The sequence below is a fragment of the Caldicellulosiruptor naganoensis genome, from assembly GCF_026914285.1.
In the GTDB taxonomy this organism is placed as follows: Bacteria; Bacillota; Thermoanaerobacteria; order Caldicellulosiruptorales; family Caldicellulosiruptoraceae; genus Caldicellulosiruptor; species Caldicellulosiruptor naganoensis.
The window spans coordinates 1,942,707-1,955,974 of sequence record NZ_CP113864.1 but is presented as its reverse complement, the minus strand read 5'-3'; the positions used below and the strand labels follow the sequence as shown (position 1 = coordinate 1,955,974).

Annotated in this window: 11 protein-coding genes, 6 tRNA genes and 2 pseudogenes; 18 read left to right on the top strand and 1 reads right to left on the bottom strand. The window is 36.5% G+C overall.

What is annotated here, in order from left to right; genetic code table 11:
• Window positions 1-21 precede the first annotated feature (21 nt).
• From mltG to sigK, 4 genes and pseudogenes are all read left to right on the top strand, one after another.
• Entirely contained in the window at window positions 22-1,029 is a 1,008-nt protein-coding gene (gene mltG / locus OTJ99_RS09835; RefSeq protein WP_045165622.1) for an endolytic transglycosylase MltG, read from the top strand.
• Between the two features lie 4 nt (window positions 1,030-1,033).
• A complete protein-coding gene (locus OTJ99_RS09830) occupies window positions 1,034-1,672 on the top strand; it encodes an O-methyltransferase (protein WP_045165623.1) in 639 nt (212 codons plus the stop codon).
• A 14-nt stretch (window positions 1,673-1,686) separates the two neighbouring features.
• Window positions 1,687-2,910, top strand: coding sequence for a peptidase U32 family protein (locus tag OTJ99_RS09825; RefSeq protein WP_045165624.1), 1,224 nt, complete (start codon window positions 1,687-1,689; stop codon window positions 2,908-2,910).
• Between the two features lie 92 nt (window positions 2,911-3,002).
• Window positions 3,003-3,665: pseudogene (gene sigK, locus OTJ99_RS09820) on the top strand (RNA polymerase sporulation sigma factor SigK).
• Window positions 3,666-3,667: 2 nt separating this feature from the next.
• Here sigK and OTJ99_RS09815 read toward each other — a convergent pair.
• Window positions 3,668-3,745 (bottom strand) — tRNA-Pro (locus tag OTJ99_RS09815).
• Between the two features lie 99 nt (window positions 3,746-3,844).
• On the opposite strand from OTJ99_RS09815, the gene OTJ99_RS09810 reads away from it, so the two are divergent.
• The 14 genes and pseudogenes from OTJ99_RS09810 to OTJ99_RS09745 all read left to right on the top strand — a co-directional run bounded on the left by OTJ99_RS09810 (window position 3,845) and on the right by OTJ99_RS09745 (window position 13,232).
• Window positions 3,845-4,369, top strand: a complete 525-nt coding sequence (locus OTJ99_RS09810; RefSeq protein ID WP_045165625.1) for a DUF402 domain-containing protein — start codon at window positions 3,845-3,847, stop codon at window positions 4,367-4,369.
• Complete coding sequence (locus OTJ99_RS09805; RefSeq protein WP_045165626.1) at window positions 4,320-5,117, top strand: dihydropteroate synthase; 798 nt, start codon at window positions 4,320-4,322, stop codon at window positions 5,115-5,117. Before OTJ99_RS09810 ends, OTJ99_RS09805 begins: the two co-directional genes overlap by 50 nt.
• 26 nt (window positions 5,118-5,143) lie before the next feature.
• Window positions 5,144-6,445: a DUF512 domain-containing protein gene (locus tag OTJ99_RS09800; RefSeq protein WP_045165627.1), complete on the top strand. Its 1,302-nt coding sequence runs from the start codon at window positions 5,144-5,146 to the stop codon at window positions 6,443-6,445.
• The gene (gene der, locus OTJ99_RS09795) at window positions 6,442-7,758 is read left to right on the top strand and encodes a ribosome biogenesis GTPase Der (protein ID WP_045165628.1); all 1,317 of its coding nucleotides are present in this window, start codon (window positions 6,442-6,444) and stop codon (window positions 7,756-7,758) included. The genes OTJ99_RS09800 and der overlap by 4 nt, the downstream gene beginning before the upstream one ends.
• 2 nt (window positions 7,759-7,760) lie before the next feature.
• Entirely contained in the window at window positions 7,761-8,369 is a 609-nt protein-coding gene (plsY, locus tag OTJ99_RS09790) for a glycerol-3-phosphate 1-O-acyltransferase PlsY (RefSeq protein ID WP_045165629.1), read from the top strand.
• Window positions 8,369-9,094, top strand: a complete 726-nt coding sequence (locus tag OTJ99_RS09785; protein ID WP_045165630.1) for a class I SAM-dependent methyltransferase — start codon at window positions 8,369-8,371, stop codon at window positions 9,092-9,094. Before plsY ends, OTJ99_RS09785 begins: the two co-directional genes overlap by 1 nt.
• Window positions 9,095-9,171: 77 nt before the next feature.
• A pseudogene (locus OTJ99_RS09780) lies at window positions 9,172-9,372 on the top strand (cold-shock protein).
• 93 nt (window positions 9,373-9,465) lie between these two features.
• A complete protein-coding gene (hslO, locus tag OTJ99_RS09775; protein WP_045165631.1) occupies window positions 9,466-10,326 on the top strand; it encodes an Hsp33 family molecular chaperone HslO in 861 nt (286 codons plus the stop codon).
• Between the two features lie 172 nt (window positions 10,327-10,498).
• Window positions 10,499-10,574, top strand: a tRNA-Val gene (locus tag OTJ99_RS09770).
• Between the two features lie 6 nt (window positions 10,575-10,580).
• Window positions 10,581-10,657 (top strand) — tRNA-Asp (locus OTJ99_RS09765).
• Between the two features lie 11 nt (window positions 10,658-10,668).
• Window positions 10,669-10,744: transfer RNA gene (locus OTJ99_RS09760), tRNA-Phe, on the top strand.
• 19 nt (window positions 10,745-10,763) lie between these two features.
• A tRNA-Gly gene (locus OTJ99_RS09755) sits at window positions 10,764-10,839 on the top strand.
• A 22-nt stretch (window positions 10,840-10,861) separates the two neighbouring features.
• A tRNA-Cys gene (locus tag OTJ99_RS09750) sits at window positions 10,862-10,936 on the top strand.
• Between the two features lie 160 nt (window positions 10,937-11,096).
• Window positions 11,097-13,232: a sodium-translocating pyrophosphatase gene (locus OTJ99_RS09745; protein WP_045165632.1), complete on the top strand. Its 2,136-nt coding sequence runs from the start codon at window positions 11,097-11,099 to the stop codon at window positions 13,230-13,232.
• The last annotated feature ends 36 nt before the right edge of the window (window positions 13,233-13,268 follow it).

Below are 13,268 nucleotides of genomic sequence, written 5' to 3'. Positions count from 1 at the left end.
TAAAATGGGGTATTTGAAAAAATGAAAGTTAAGAATAAAAATGTAAGGGTTTATATTTTCATAATCAGTATAATTACAATGAGTGTCCTGCTACTTGCAATCTTATTAAAGCTTCAAAAACCCAAAACTAAAGAAGTTTACGTTGAAATTCCGCAAAACACCTCTGTAAAAAATGTTGCTATGATTCTAAAGGAGAAAGGGATAATAAAAAACCCTTATCTTTTCATGCTATATGTAAAAATTAACAATTACAAGATAGCAGCAGGAAGTTACAAGTTCTCTTCATCTATGAGCTATAAAGAGCTTTGTGAGGCTTTGCAAAAGGGTATTGTGTTCAAAAAGACAATAAGGTTTACTATTCCAGAAGGTTTTACTTGCGTCCAGATAGCAAAAAGACTGAGCAGTTTGGGAATTGTTGATGAGAAGAAGTTTTTGGATGAGATTAATAACTACAACTTTGATTTTCAGTTTAAATATCCTTCAAAAAATGTAAAATACAAGCTTGAGGGGTTTTTGTATCCTGATACATATGAAATATATATTGGTGAATCTGAAAAGGATATAATTAAAAGGATGTTAAATAGATTTTTAGAGGTTTACAATAGCATAAAACATAAAAAGACAACCCAGCTTGATGATATTCAAACAGTAATCCTTGCCTCAATTGTTGAAAAAGAGGCTAAAAAAGATTTTGAGCGTCCTATTATTGCAGGTGTGTTTTTGAACAGGTTAAGCCAAGGGATAAAGTTAGAAAGCTGTGCGACAGTTGAGTATATTCTACCATTTCACAAAGAAGTTTTGTCATATGAGGATGTTAAAATTAGATCGCCATATAATACATACCTTTACAAAGGGCTTCCACCTTCTGCGGTATGCAATCCAGGGAAGGAGAGTTTGCTTGCTGCATTGAATCCTCAAAAGACAGATTACTTATTTTTTGTTGCCAAAAAAGATGGAAGCCATATATTTTCAAGGACCTATGAAGAACATTTGAAAGCACAAAAACAACTAAAAGAAGGGAAAAAATAAGACCATGGATATATCCCAGGATATTTTAAATCAGTTTATAAGGTCAAAACTTACAAATATTGACAAGAAACTTCTAAAAATTGAAGAATATGCCAAAAAGAATAATATCCCAATTGTTTCAAGAGAGGTTTCAAGGCTTCTTACAATCCTAACAATGTTGAGAAAACCAAAAAGAGTACTAGAGATTGGGACAGCTATTGGTTATTCAACACTTTCAATGCATATTGGCTTTCCTGAAGCTAAGATAATTTCCATTGAGAAGGACTTTGACATGGTTATGCAAGCAAAAAAGAATGTAAAAGAATTTAATGCAGAAGATAAAATAACTATCATTGGTGGCGAGGCAGAAGAGGTTTTGCAGGCGATAGATGGGGAGTTTGACATGATATTTTTTGATGCTGCCAAAGCCCAGTACATTGACTATTTTAATCTTACGAAAGATAAGATGTCAAAAGAGTGTTTACTTGTTTGTGACAATGTACTTTTCAAAGGTATGGTTGTTGGAAGAAGGTATTTAGTTCGAAGAATGATTACAATTGCTAAAAGAATGAACAAGTTTATAAAGATGATTGAAGATGACCCAGAGTTTGTAATGACACTTTTGCCAATTAGCGATGGAGTTTTAATTGCTATCAAAAAGTAGTGGAGGTTTTAAAAATGAAAACAAAAAGACCTGAGCTTGTTGCACCGGCAGGAGACTTAGAAAAACTAAAAGTTGCGGTAGTGTATGGTGCTGATAGCGTCTATATAGGCGGCAAAGAATTTGGACTGAGAAAATACGCTGGAAATTTTGACTTCGATAGTATGAAGGAAGGTATAGAGTTTGCACACAGGTATGGTAAAAAGGTATATCTCACAGCAAATATATTCGCAAGAAATGAGGATATAAAAAAGGTAGATGAGTTTTTTGATAGCATAAAGGATTTAGGTTTTGATGGAATAATAGTTTCAGATTTAGGTATCTTCAAAAAAGCAAAAAGACTTGGAATTCCTATTCACATAAGCACTCAGGCAAACACTACCAATTTTGAAAGTGCACGGTTTTGGCATGAACTTGGTGCAAAGAGGATAGTGTTGGCAAGAGAGCTTTCTTTAGAAGAGATAAAAGAGATTCGCCAAAATGTACCCCAAGATCTTGAGCTTGAAGCTTTTGTCCATGGGGCTGTGTGCATTTCATACTCGGGAAGGTGTTTTCTGAGCGCATATATGACATACAGAGATGCAAACAGGGGTGAGTGTGCACATCCTTGCAGATACAAATACTATATCATGGAAGAAAAAAGGCCCGGTCAGTATTTTGAGGTATTTGAAGATGTTGATGGAACGTATATCTTCAACTCAAAAGACCTTTGCATGGTTGAGCATATTGACAAGTTAGTAGAAGCAGGAATTGATGCCTTCAAGATAGAAGGAAGGATGAAGAGCAGCTTCTATGTTGGAACTGTTGTAAGTGTGTACAGAAAGGCAATTGACAGATACTTACAAGACCCAGAACACTTTGAAGCTGACCCTCAGTGGCTTGAGGAGATAGCAAAGTGCTCGCACAGAAGCTATACAACAAACTTCTACTTTGGAAAACCAACACACAATGATTATAAATTTGACTCAAGCAAATACATTCGTGAATATGAATTTATTGGCATTGTAAAAGAGATTTTAGAAGATGGCTGGGCAGTGGTTGAACAGCGCAATAGGTTTTTTAAAGGGGATGTAGCTGAGGTGATGCTGCCAGATGGGACATATTTTGTACAGAAACTTGATAACATTTTCGACTTGGAAGGCAACCCTTTAGATGTTGTACCACACGCTCAGCAGCTTACTAAAATAAAATTTGACAGACCGGTTGTTGAATTTGCAATGCTTAGAAAAAAAGTAGAATAATAAAAATTTTTGATGGACATGCAACAAAACGGGGGAATGATCATATAATTGTATGCGACCAAAAGGCTACTGATTAGGAGTTCATGTGCAAGATGTTTTATATTGAAAACGCAAACTCGTTCCCCCATCCTCTTACTGATGAGGAAGAGGAAATGTATTTAGAAAAGATGTGGCAAGGCTGTGTTGAAGCAAGGAACATTCTAATTGAAAAGAATCTGCGCCTTGTTGCTCATATTGCTAAAAAGTATACCTTGTCTTTTCCAAATTTGACAGATGATATTATTTCTGTGGGGACTATTGGCCTTATTAAAGCTATTGAGACGTATTCTCAAGACAAGAATACAAAACTTTCAACATATGCAGCAAAGTGTATTGAAAATGAGATATTGATGTATCTTCGCCAAAACAAAAAGTTTTTATCTCAGGTTTCGCTTGAAAATCCAATTGGCAGTGACAAAGATGGGAATGAAATTCTGCTTATAGATGTTTTGCAAAGTGACCAAGATGATATAGATGATCAAGTAGATATAAAGATATAGATAAAAAATTTATTGAGGAAGCTTGACAAGATTTTAAAAGGGAGGGAAAAACGCATAATTGAGCTTCGGTACGGGCTTAAAAATGGCAGAGAAAGAACTTAGATGGAGGTTGCAAATTTATTGGGAATATCCCGTTCATATGTGTCACGGATTGAGAAAAAAGCTTTGAAAAAGTTGTATAATGAATTACAAAAGAGCTGTAATGAAAGCTATTAAAATGGTCGGGATGACAGGACTTGAACCTGCGACCTCCTGGTCCCGAACCAGGCGCTCTAGCCAAACTGAGCTACATCCCGACCTTTCGGTTTGTTCATTTTTGAATTCTTGTTTGCAAATCTCTACTTTACATTATATAATAATTTTCAAAAAAATCAATTGCAGAAGGAGTAATCAATTTGAAGTTAATCAGAAAAAGGTTTTACCCCGAAGAAGAAATAGATATCTCATCTGATGAAATAGTTTACATGAACGATGAAGTCCTTATAACAAAGTGGCTTCCTATTAAAAAAAGAGAAGATATCAAATGGGGTGCTTCTTGTGTGTATCTTAAGAAAGGGGTTAAAATTAGCAAGGTTTTTGATTATAATGATAGATTGCTATATACTTATTGTGATATTATAGATACGCATATTGAGAGTGATAAGATTGTCACAGAGGATTTGCTGGTTGATGTTATAGTTTTTCCAGATAAAAGCTATAGGATTGTTGACATTGATGAACTTGTTTCTCTGAGAAGAGAAAACAAGATTTCAGAAGAAATTGTTCTTATGGCATTGGAGAGATTAAACCTTCTACTTAACGATCTTTACAATGGCTTTAAGCTGGACAAGGTTGAAGAGTATCTTAAAAAAGGAGTGAATTTAAATAACGATGATAATAATTGGCGAAAAGATAAACTCAACAGTCAAGAATGTTGCTGATGCAATAAAAGAGGGCAATTTTGAATACATTGTAGAGCTTGCAAAAAAACAGTATTTGGCAGGAGCTCATTATATAGATGTAAATGCAGGCGCTTTTGTGGATGAAGAGACTGAAATTTTAAAAAAAATGGTTGAAAGTATTCAAAAAGAGGTAAGTGTCCCGCTTTCAATTGACAGTCCAAGACCAGAGGTCATTGGAGAGGTTATGAAAATTTATAAAGGAGAAAGAGCCATTTTTAACTCTGTAATATACGAAGAGGAGATCTTGTCAAGAGCACTCCCTATTATCAAAGAGTACAACATGAAAGTGGTTGCTCTTTTGATGGACGATGTTGGTATACCTGATGAGCCTGAAAAAAGAGTTGAGATTGCAAAAAGGCTTGTTGACAGGTTAACAAGTAATGGCATTCTTGAAGAAGACATATTCTTAGATCCAATGCTCCAGCCAGTGTCTGTTGACCAAAGATATGTTGATGTTGCGCTTGAGACAATAAAACTCATTAGAAAAGAATTTGAAAATGTAAATATCATCTGCGGTCTTTCAAATGTGTCATTTGGACTTCCAAAAAGAAGATGGTTAAATAGAGCATTTTTGCCCATTGCCATTTATTTTGGGTTAAATAGCTGTATCGCTGACCCATTAGATGATGTTTTGATGAAACTGATTTACGCTGCAGAGGCTCTTTCAGGTCAAGATGAGTTTTGTATGGAATATATTACAAAGGCAAGGGAAGGATTTTTAGATTAATATTTTTAGTCTGAAAAGGTGAAGGCATGTTAAAAATTTCTAATATACAGCAAAAAAGCTTGGCGGAAAAGTGTGGATTTAAACCAGGGGATATAGTTTTAAAAATAAATAATTGGGAGATAAATGATATAATTGACTACTTGTACTATTCTAAGGAAGAGAAACTTATAATTGAATATTTGAGAGATGGTAAACTTTATAAAATTGGGCTTATAAACAAGAAATTAAAACCACTTGGGATGGAATTTGAATACAAGCAAATTAAAAGGTGTGTGAACAAATGTATATTTTGCTTTATTGACCAGCTCCCAAAAGGTATGAGAAAGACTCTTTATATAAAAGATGATGATACTGCACTTTCAATTTTAAGTGGTAATTACATTACACTTACAAACTTGACAGAAAAGGACTTTGAAAGAATAGTTAAATTCCATTTAAGTCCTCTTAAAATCTCTGTTCATACAACAAACCCAACCTTAAGGAAATTTATACTAAAAAATCCTAAGGCTGCATTGATTTTGGACCAGCTCGAGTATTTAGCAAAGAATCATATAGAGTTTGATGTTCAAATTGTTCTTATGAAAGGAATAAATGACGGCTTTGAGCTTGACAGAACAATTTCTGATTTGTCAAAATTTTATCCTAATATTCGCTCTATAGCAGTTGTACCAGTTGGGCTTACAAAATACCGTGAGGGATTATTTCCTTTGGAGCCTTTTTCTAAAGACGATGCAAAGAAGGTCTTAAATCAAATATCAGGATGGCAAAAAAAATTTGAAAAAGAGTATGGTACAAAGCTTGTATTTGCGGCTGATGAGTTTTATATCAAGGCTCAAGAGGACATACCAGATTATGAGTTTTACGAGGATTTTAGGCAAATAGAAAATGGGGTGGGTTTGCTTGCCCTGTTTAGAAGACAATTTTTAGGAGCTTTAAAGAGACTAAAGCCAGATTATCATCTTAAAAAGCATGTAACACTTATAACAGGTATTTCAGCATATGATTTTCTGAAAGGTTTAATAAAAGTATTTAACAGAAAATTTCCAAATGTGAAAGTTGATATTGTAAAAATTGTGAACAATTTCTTTGGGCATACTATTACAGTTGCAGGACTTCTCACTGGCAAAGACATAATTGATCAGCTACAAAATGTTAATATTGGTGAATATATATTGATTCCTTCCTGTGCTCTTAACCACGAAAATAAGTTTTTAGATGATATTCATATAGATGAGTTAAAAAAGAGATTTAAATGTCCAGTTTATCCTGTAGAAAATCATGGCAGAAAACTACTCTATTATTTACTGAAAGGTGGTGAAAAGGATTGAAGCCAACTGTTGCGATTGTGGGAAGACCAAATGTAGGGAAATCTACGCTTTTCAATAGGCTAATTGGTGAGAGGCGTGCAATTGTCGATGACACGCCGGGTATTACACGCGACAGGATTATGGGCGAGACAGAGTGGAGAGGGATTACCTTTAATGTAATAGACACAGGCGGTATTGAACCTTATTCTGAAGATATTATTCTAAAACAGATGAGACGCCAAGCACAGTTTGCTATTGACATGTCTGATGTAATAATCTTTATGGTAGATGGCAAAACTGGGCTTACTGATGCAGACAGAGAAGTTGCAAATATGTTAAGAGCTTCGAAAAAACCTATTGTACTTGCAGTAAATAAAGTTGACAATATATCAGAGCAGTCTGTAATTTATGAGTTTTATAGCTTAGGACTTTCTGACCCAATTGCGATGTCAGCAGAACACGGGACAGGTGTTGGAGATGTTTTAGATGCAGTTGTTAGTCATTTTGGTAAAGTGGGAATAAATGAAATAGAAGAAGATTCAATAAAGGTTGCTATAATAGGAAAGCCAAATACAGGAAAATCATCTCTTGTAAACTATATTCTTGGAGAGGAGAGGGTTATTGTAAGCGATATTCCAGGTACAACGCGAGATGCAATAGACTCATATGTTGAGTTTGAAGGTATTCCTCTAACTTTGATTGACACAGCAGGTCTTAGGCGAAAGAGCAAAATTTATGACAATATTGAGCGCTACAGTATGCTCAGGACTCTTTCTGCAATAGAAAGAAGTGACATTTGTATTATACTTATTGATGGGACAGAGCCGGTGTCTGAACAGGATGCAAAGATAGCTGGGTATGCTTATGAGGCAGGGAAAGGATGCATTATTGCTGTAAACAAGTGGGATGCAGTTGAGAAGGATGAAAAGACGGCAGATGAATACAAAAAGCAAATAGAAGAAAAGCTCAGTTTTCTCAAATTTGCACCTGTTTTGTTTATCTCTGCAAAGACAGGTTTTAGAGTGAAGAAGCTTTTGGAAACTGTTTTGTATGTATACGGCAATTATACACGAAGAATTACAACAGGACAAATAAACGATGTTTTAGCAGAAGCAACAACAATCTACCAGCCACCAAGTGATAAGGGAAGACAGCTTAAAATTTACTACATGACACAAGTAGGAGAAAAGCCGCCAAAAATCGCTATATTTGTAAATGACAAGGATTTATTTCATTTTTCATATCAGAGATACATTGAAAACTATCTCAGAAAGATATTTGACTTCACAGGGGTGCCTATAATATTTCTAATAAGAGAGAAAGGGGAACAGTAAAAATGAAGGCACTTCAGATTTTAATTGTGCTTGCAGTAGGGTACTTGCTCGGAAGTGTGCTCCCGGCTCTTATAATTGGCAAAATGTTAAATGGAGTTGACATTAGAAAATACGGGAGCGGAAATCCAGGCACTACCAATGTTCTTCGTACAATGGGGATAGGTCCTGCAATTTTGGTATTTGCCATTGACGTTTTAAAAGGTGTTGTGGCAACGTTGTTTGCAAAGATTTTCATGCCAGATGACGTTGTTTTGGGTGTTACACTTGCCGGATTTGCAGTTATCTGTGGTCACAACTGGCCCTTATACTTTGGATTTAGAGGAGGAAAAGCAGTTGCAACATCTATTGGTGTTGCGCTTGTCGCAACACCTGTTATTACCCTTGTTGTGATACCCCTTGCGTTGATTGTACTTGTTTTAACAAGATATATGTCTTTAACAAGTATAGTAGGTAGCATCTTGTATTTCTTTGCTATTTTGATATTTGCAAGAGAGTATTGGTTTTTAGCTCTTGTTATAATGATTGTCATTATAATCCGTCACAGAGAAAACATTAAGAGACTTTTAAATGGAACCGAGAGAAAGGTTGGAGAGAGGGTAAAACTGCGATAATGAACTTTTATGACAATATTGCAAACTACTACAAGATGTTTTCTAATGTGTTTTTTGACAAGATATTGATTTTGAGGTTTTTGAAAAAAATATTTTGTGAGTTTGATATTTCAAAAAGGGCAAGAATATTGGATGTTGGATGTGGAACAGGTTCTCTTTTGCGTTCTTTAGCAAAGATGGGATTTGAGAAACTTTATGGTATTGACAAGTCAACTCAAATGATAAAAGTGGCTTGTCATGTACTCTCATCTGCTAATGTAAGACTCTACAATGAAGATTTTTTAAACTTTGAGCCGAAAAATAGGTTTGATGTTATACTTTCTACTATGGACGTTTTAAATCATGTAGATAAACAACGTGTGCTGAAATATTTAAAAAAGGTAAGAAGGTTATTGAAAAGAAACGGTATATTTATATTTGATTTAAACACTCAAGAGTATTTGGGAAAATTGGGCAAAAGAAAAAAGGCAGTAAAGAGAATAGAAGATACATTGTTTGGTTGGAAATTTAAGAAGAGAGGAAAAAAAATTATTATTGACTTTTCTGTTTTTGATACCAACAAGACAATTCACGATGAAATTATCCAGTACATCTATCCAGAAAAAGAAATTGAAAAAATGCTTGTAAAGAGTGGCTTTTTAATTGTTAAAAAGATTTATGACTACAAAAGTCCTATTAAAACTTCTTTTTGTTCAAAGGTGTGTTATGTGTGTAAGAAAAATTGAATAGCATAAAATTCTCAGAAGAGAGGCAATATTAGCTGTAAGATGACTCAAACGAAAAAGAAGGTGAGTTTTTTAAAATGCGTGGAAAAGTAAAATGATTCAACCCTGAGAAGGGGTATGGGTTTATTAGTGCAGAAAATGGGGATGATGTATTTGTTCATTTTTCAGCCATCGACATGGAAGGGTACAAAACTTTAGCAGAAGGACAGATGGTGGAGTTTGATATAGTAAAGACCGAAAGAGGAAACCAGGCGGTGAATGTGAGAAAGGTAAAATAAGCTTCTGGCAATTTTGCTGGAAGCTTTTTTGTATTTGGTGTAAAATAAAATCTATAAAAATTTTAACTTTTGCATCGGAGGTAATAAAAACTTATGGCACGGATATTAAGATCACTATCAAAGGATAAAAATGTCGCAATTTTCATTATGGACTCAACAGACATAGTCGAGGAAGCAAGAAAAATACATGATCTCCCTCCTATTCCAACAGCAGCCTTAGGTAGGCTTTTGACTGCCGCCTCAATGATGGGAGTTATGTTAAAAGGTGAGAACCACACTCTTTCAATTCAGATTTCTTGCAGTGGAGTTTTAAAGGGTTTGGTTGCAGTTTCTGATTCAAAAGGAAATGTCAAAGGCTATGTAAAAAACAAAGATGTGTTCACAGAGATAAACGAAGCAGGAAAGCTGAATGTCAAGGGAGCTATAGGAGAGGGAACACTTACAGTAATAAAGGATTTGGGTTTAAAAGAGCCTTACATTGGACAGATAGAACTTGTATCAGGCGAAATTGCAGAGGATATAACGCACTATTTTGCTTTATCTGAGCAGATTCCATCTGCTGTTGCGCTTGGTGTTTTAATAGACACTGATGAAAGTGTAAGATCAGCGGGTGGGTTTATAATTCAAGTACTGCCTGAAACACCTCAATGGTTGATTGAAAAACTTGAAGAAAGGCTTAAAAACTTTTCAAATATTTCTTCTGTGTCAGCAGAAAAAGATGTTTTGCAGATTGCTGCAGATCTTTTCGGTGACATTGAATATGAGGTTTTGGAGGAGTATTTTCCAAGATACAAGTGTGACTGTTCAAAAGAAAAGGTAGAGAGTATGATTCCACTTCTTACTGATGAGGAGATTTCGGATGATAGAATAGAAATTGTCTGCAGCTTTTGTGAAAAAAAATATCATTTTACAAAAGAAGAAGCTTTCAAGATTAAATATGGCTCAAAAGAGTGAGAAAAATTAAGCTATCTTTAGCCTGAGTGAGAAAATCTAAAAAAATAAAGTAAAATGAGAAAATTTAATTTATTTCTGCCCAAAAAGTACTATTGAAAAACCCTAAGATGTCAAGTATAATAAAACATGTCGCCGCTGATTAAAAGCAGCGGCGACAAAGAAAAAGTAAAATGGGCGGTTAGCTCAGCTGGGAGAGCACCTGCCTTACAAGCAGGGGGTCGCAGGTTCGAGCCCTGCACTGCCCACCAAAGGTTGGCCCAGTAGCTCAGTCGGTTAGAGCGCCAGCCTGTCACGCTGGAGGCCGAGGGTTCAAGTCCCTTCTGGGTCGCCAGTTTAATACATGCCTCGGTAGCTCAGTTGGTAGAGCAGAGGACTGAAAATCCTCGTGTCGGTGGTTCGATTCCGCCCCGAGGCACCAAACAAAATACTTCTTACGAGCGGGAATAGCTCAGGTGGTAGAGCGCTACCTTGCCAAGGTAGATGTCGCGGGTTCGAGTCCCGTTTCCCGCTCCAAAATTTTATAAGGAGAAAAAGTGGCGCCATAGCCAAGCGGTAAGGCAAGGGTCTGCAAAATCCTGATTCCCCGGTTCAAATCCGGGTGGCGCCTCCAGATTTGAAAATAAAAAACCTGCTCAGCAGAAATGAGCAGGTTTTTTGTTTTCCAAAGAAGGATTTTTTGACCTTTGCGTAGAATAAAAATATATTGTACGCTTTTTTAAAGGTCGTCAAACTATTGACAAAAAATTTTATTCTAAAGAGGAGGGATTATTGTGGGAGCCTACATAGCTTTAATCTATGGAGTAATTGTATTTGCAATTCTTGTAATCATTGGGCTTGTCAGATTTATTTTTTCTCAAGAAAAAGGCAATGAAAAGATGCAGGAGATTGCGGGTGCAATCAGAGAAGGTGCCATGGCATTTTTAAACAGGCAATACAAAACTATTGGTATTCTTGCGTTGATTGTAGCTGTTATAATTATCATTGCGAACTATTTTGGTAACCTTTCAAAAGGTTCATCACAGGCTGCTTCGATTGCTTTTCATATAGGTTTTGCTTTTATAACAGGTGCACTCTGCTCAGCAATATCTGGGTATTTGGGAATGTATATTGCAGTGAATTCTAACGTAAGAGCTGCAGCAGGTGCAAGGAAAGGTTTAAATAGAGCCTTGCAGATAGCTCTTCGTGGCGGTGCTGTAACAGGTCTGGCTGTGACAGCCCTCTCGCTTTTGGGTGTTGCAACACTGTTTTTACTGTACGGAGGAGCTTCTGGTAAGGAGAATCTTATAAAAGAGGCACCTTCACTGATTGTCGGATTTGGATTTGGTGCATCGTTTGTGGCTCTGTTTGCTCAGCTGGGCGGTGGAATCTACACAAAAGCAGCTGACGTTGGCGCTGATCTTGTGGGTAAAGTAGAAGCAGGAATTCCTGAAGACGATCCAAGAAACCCAGCTGTTGTTGCTGACCTTGTTGGTGACAATGTTGGAGACTGTGCAGGCCGTGGTGCTGACCTTTTTGAGTCAACAGCAGCTGAGAATATAGGTGCTATGATACTTGGTGTTGCGTTATATCCTGTGTTTGGCTGGAAAGGAATACTCTTCCCACTTGTTGCGCGTGCTATTGGTATTGTATCATCTGTAATCGGGCTTTTCTTTGTAAACACGAAAGATGAAAGCAAAGATCCAATGAAAGCTTTGAATAAGGGATATTTTGTGACAACAATTTTGAACTTGATTGTTTTGATTTTTGTAGTAAAGGCAATGTTAAGTGGAAAGCTACCAAATGGGCAGGAAGTTAACTGGTGGCTGTTGTATGGCTGTGCAGTGACAGGAATTATTCTTAGCTATATATTTGTATGGCTTACAGATTACTATACATCATACCATTACAGACCTGTTCAGGAGATAGCAAAAGCATCTACAACAGGTCCTGCAACAAATATCATAACAGGTATGTCTGTTGGTATGGAATCAACAGCCCTGCCGGTTATATTTATCTCAATTGCGATTTATATTGCATACAAGCTTGGTGAACATGCACTTCCCGGGTTTGCAACAGGCGGTCTTTACGGCACAGCTATTGCTACAATGGGTATGCTTTCAACTTGTACATATATTTTAGCAATGGATACATTTGGTCCTATTACAGACAATGCCGGTGGTATCACTGAGATGTCAGGCGCACCTGAAGAGGTAAGAAATGTTACAGACAGGCTTGATGCTTGTGGAAATACAACAAAGGCTCTTACAAAAGGTTATGCAATTGGCTCTGCTGCTCTTGCAACTTTCTTACTTTTCTCAGCTTACCTTGATGAGGTCAAAAAGATACTGGGAAGACCACTTGAGTCTTGGTTCTCTGTTGACATTGGCAAACCTGAGGTATTTATCGGTGCATTTATAGGTGCGATGGTGGTATACCTCTTTAGCTCAACTGCAATAAGAGCAGTTGGAAGAGCTGCTCAGTATGTTATCTTGGAAGTAAGAAGACAGTTTAAAGAGATACCTGGACTTATGGAAGGAAGAGCAAAGCCAGATTATGCAAAATGTGTTGACATTGTTACAAAAGGTGCTTTAAAAGAGATGGTTGTTCCTGGTCTGATAGTTGTAATTGCACCAATACTTGTTGGAATACTACTTGGCAAAGAGGCAGCAGCAGGATTTTTGATGATTGGCACAATTGCAGGTGTTATCTTGGCACTATTCCTCAACAACGGTGGTGGTGCATGGGACAATGCTAAAAAATACATTGAGCTTGGTAATTATGGTGGAAAAAGGTCTGATGCGCACAAGGCAGCAGTTGTTGGTGACACAGTTGGAGATCCTTGCAAAGACACAGCAGGTCCGTCCTTGCATGTTCTTGTAAAGCTTATATCAACTATTACATTAGTATTTGTATCCTTGTTCAGATAAGAATTTAATTAGAAAAACAAAAGGGAAGAAGGGAAT

Coding starts and splice junctions, on each gene's coding strand:
- mltG (WP_045165622.1), top strand. CDS start 22: ATGAAAGTTAAGAATAAAAATGTAAGGGTTTATATTTTCATAATCAGT.
- OTJ99_RS09830 (WP_045165623.1), top strand. CDS start 1,034: ATGGATATATCCCAGGATATTTTAAATCAGTTTATAAGGTCAAAACTT.
- OTJ99_RS09825 (WP_045165624.1), top strand. CDS start 1,687: ATGAAAACAAAAAGACCTGAGCTTGTTGCACCGGCAGGAGACTTAGAA.
- OTJ99_RS09805 (WP_045165626.1), top strand. CDS start 4,320: ATGATAATAATTGGCGAAAAGATAAACTCAACAGTCAAGAATGTTGCT.
- OTJ99_RS09800 (WP_045165627.1), top strand. CDS start 5,144: ATGTTAAAAATTTCTAATATACAGCAAAAAAGCTTGGCGGAAAAGTGT.
- plsY (WP_045165629.1), top strand. CDS start 7,761: ATGAAGGCACTTCAGATTTTAATTGTGCTTGCAGTAGGGTACTTGCTC.
- OTJ99_RS09785 (WP_045165630.1), top strand. CDS start 8,369: ATGAACTTTTATGACAATATTGCAAACTACTACAAGATGTTTTCTAAT.
- hslO (WP_045165631.1), top strand. CDS start 9,466: ATGGCACGGATATTAAGATCACTATCAAAGGATAAAAATGTCGCAATT.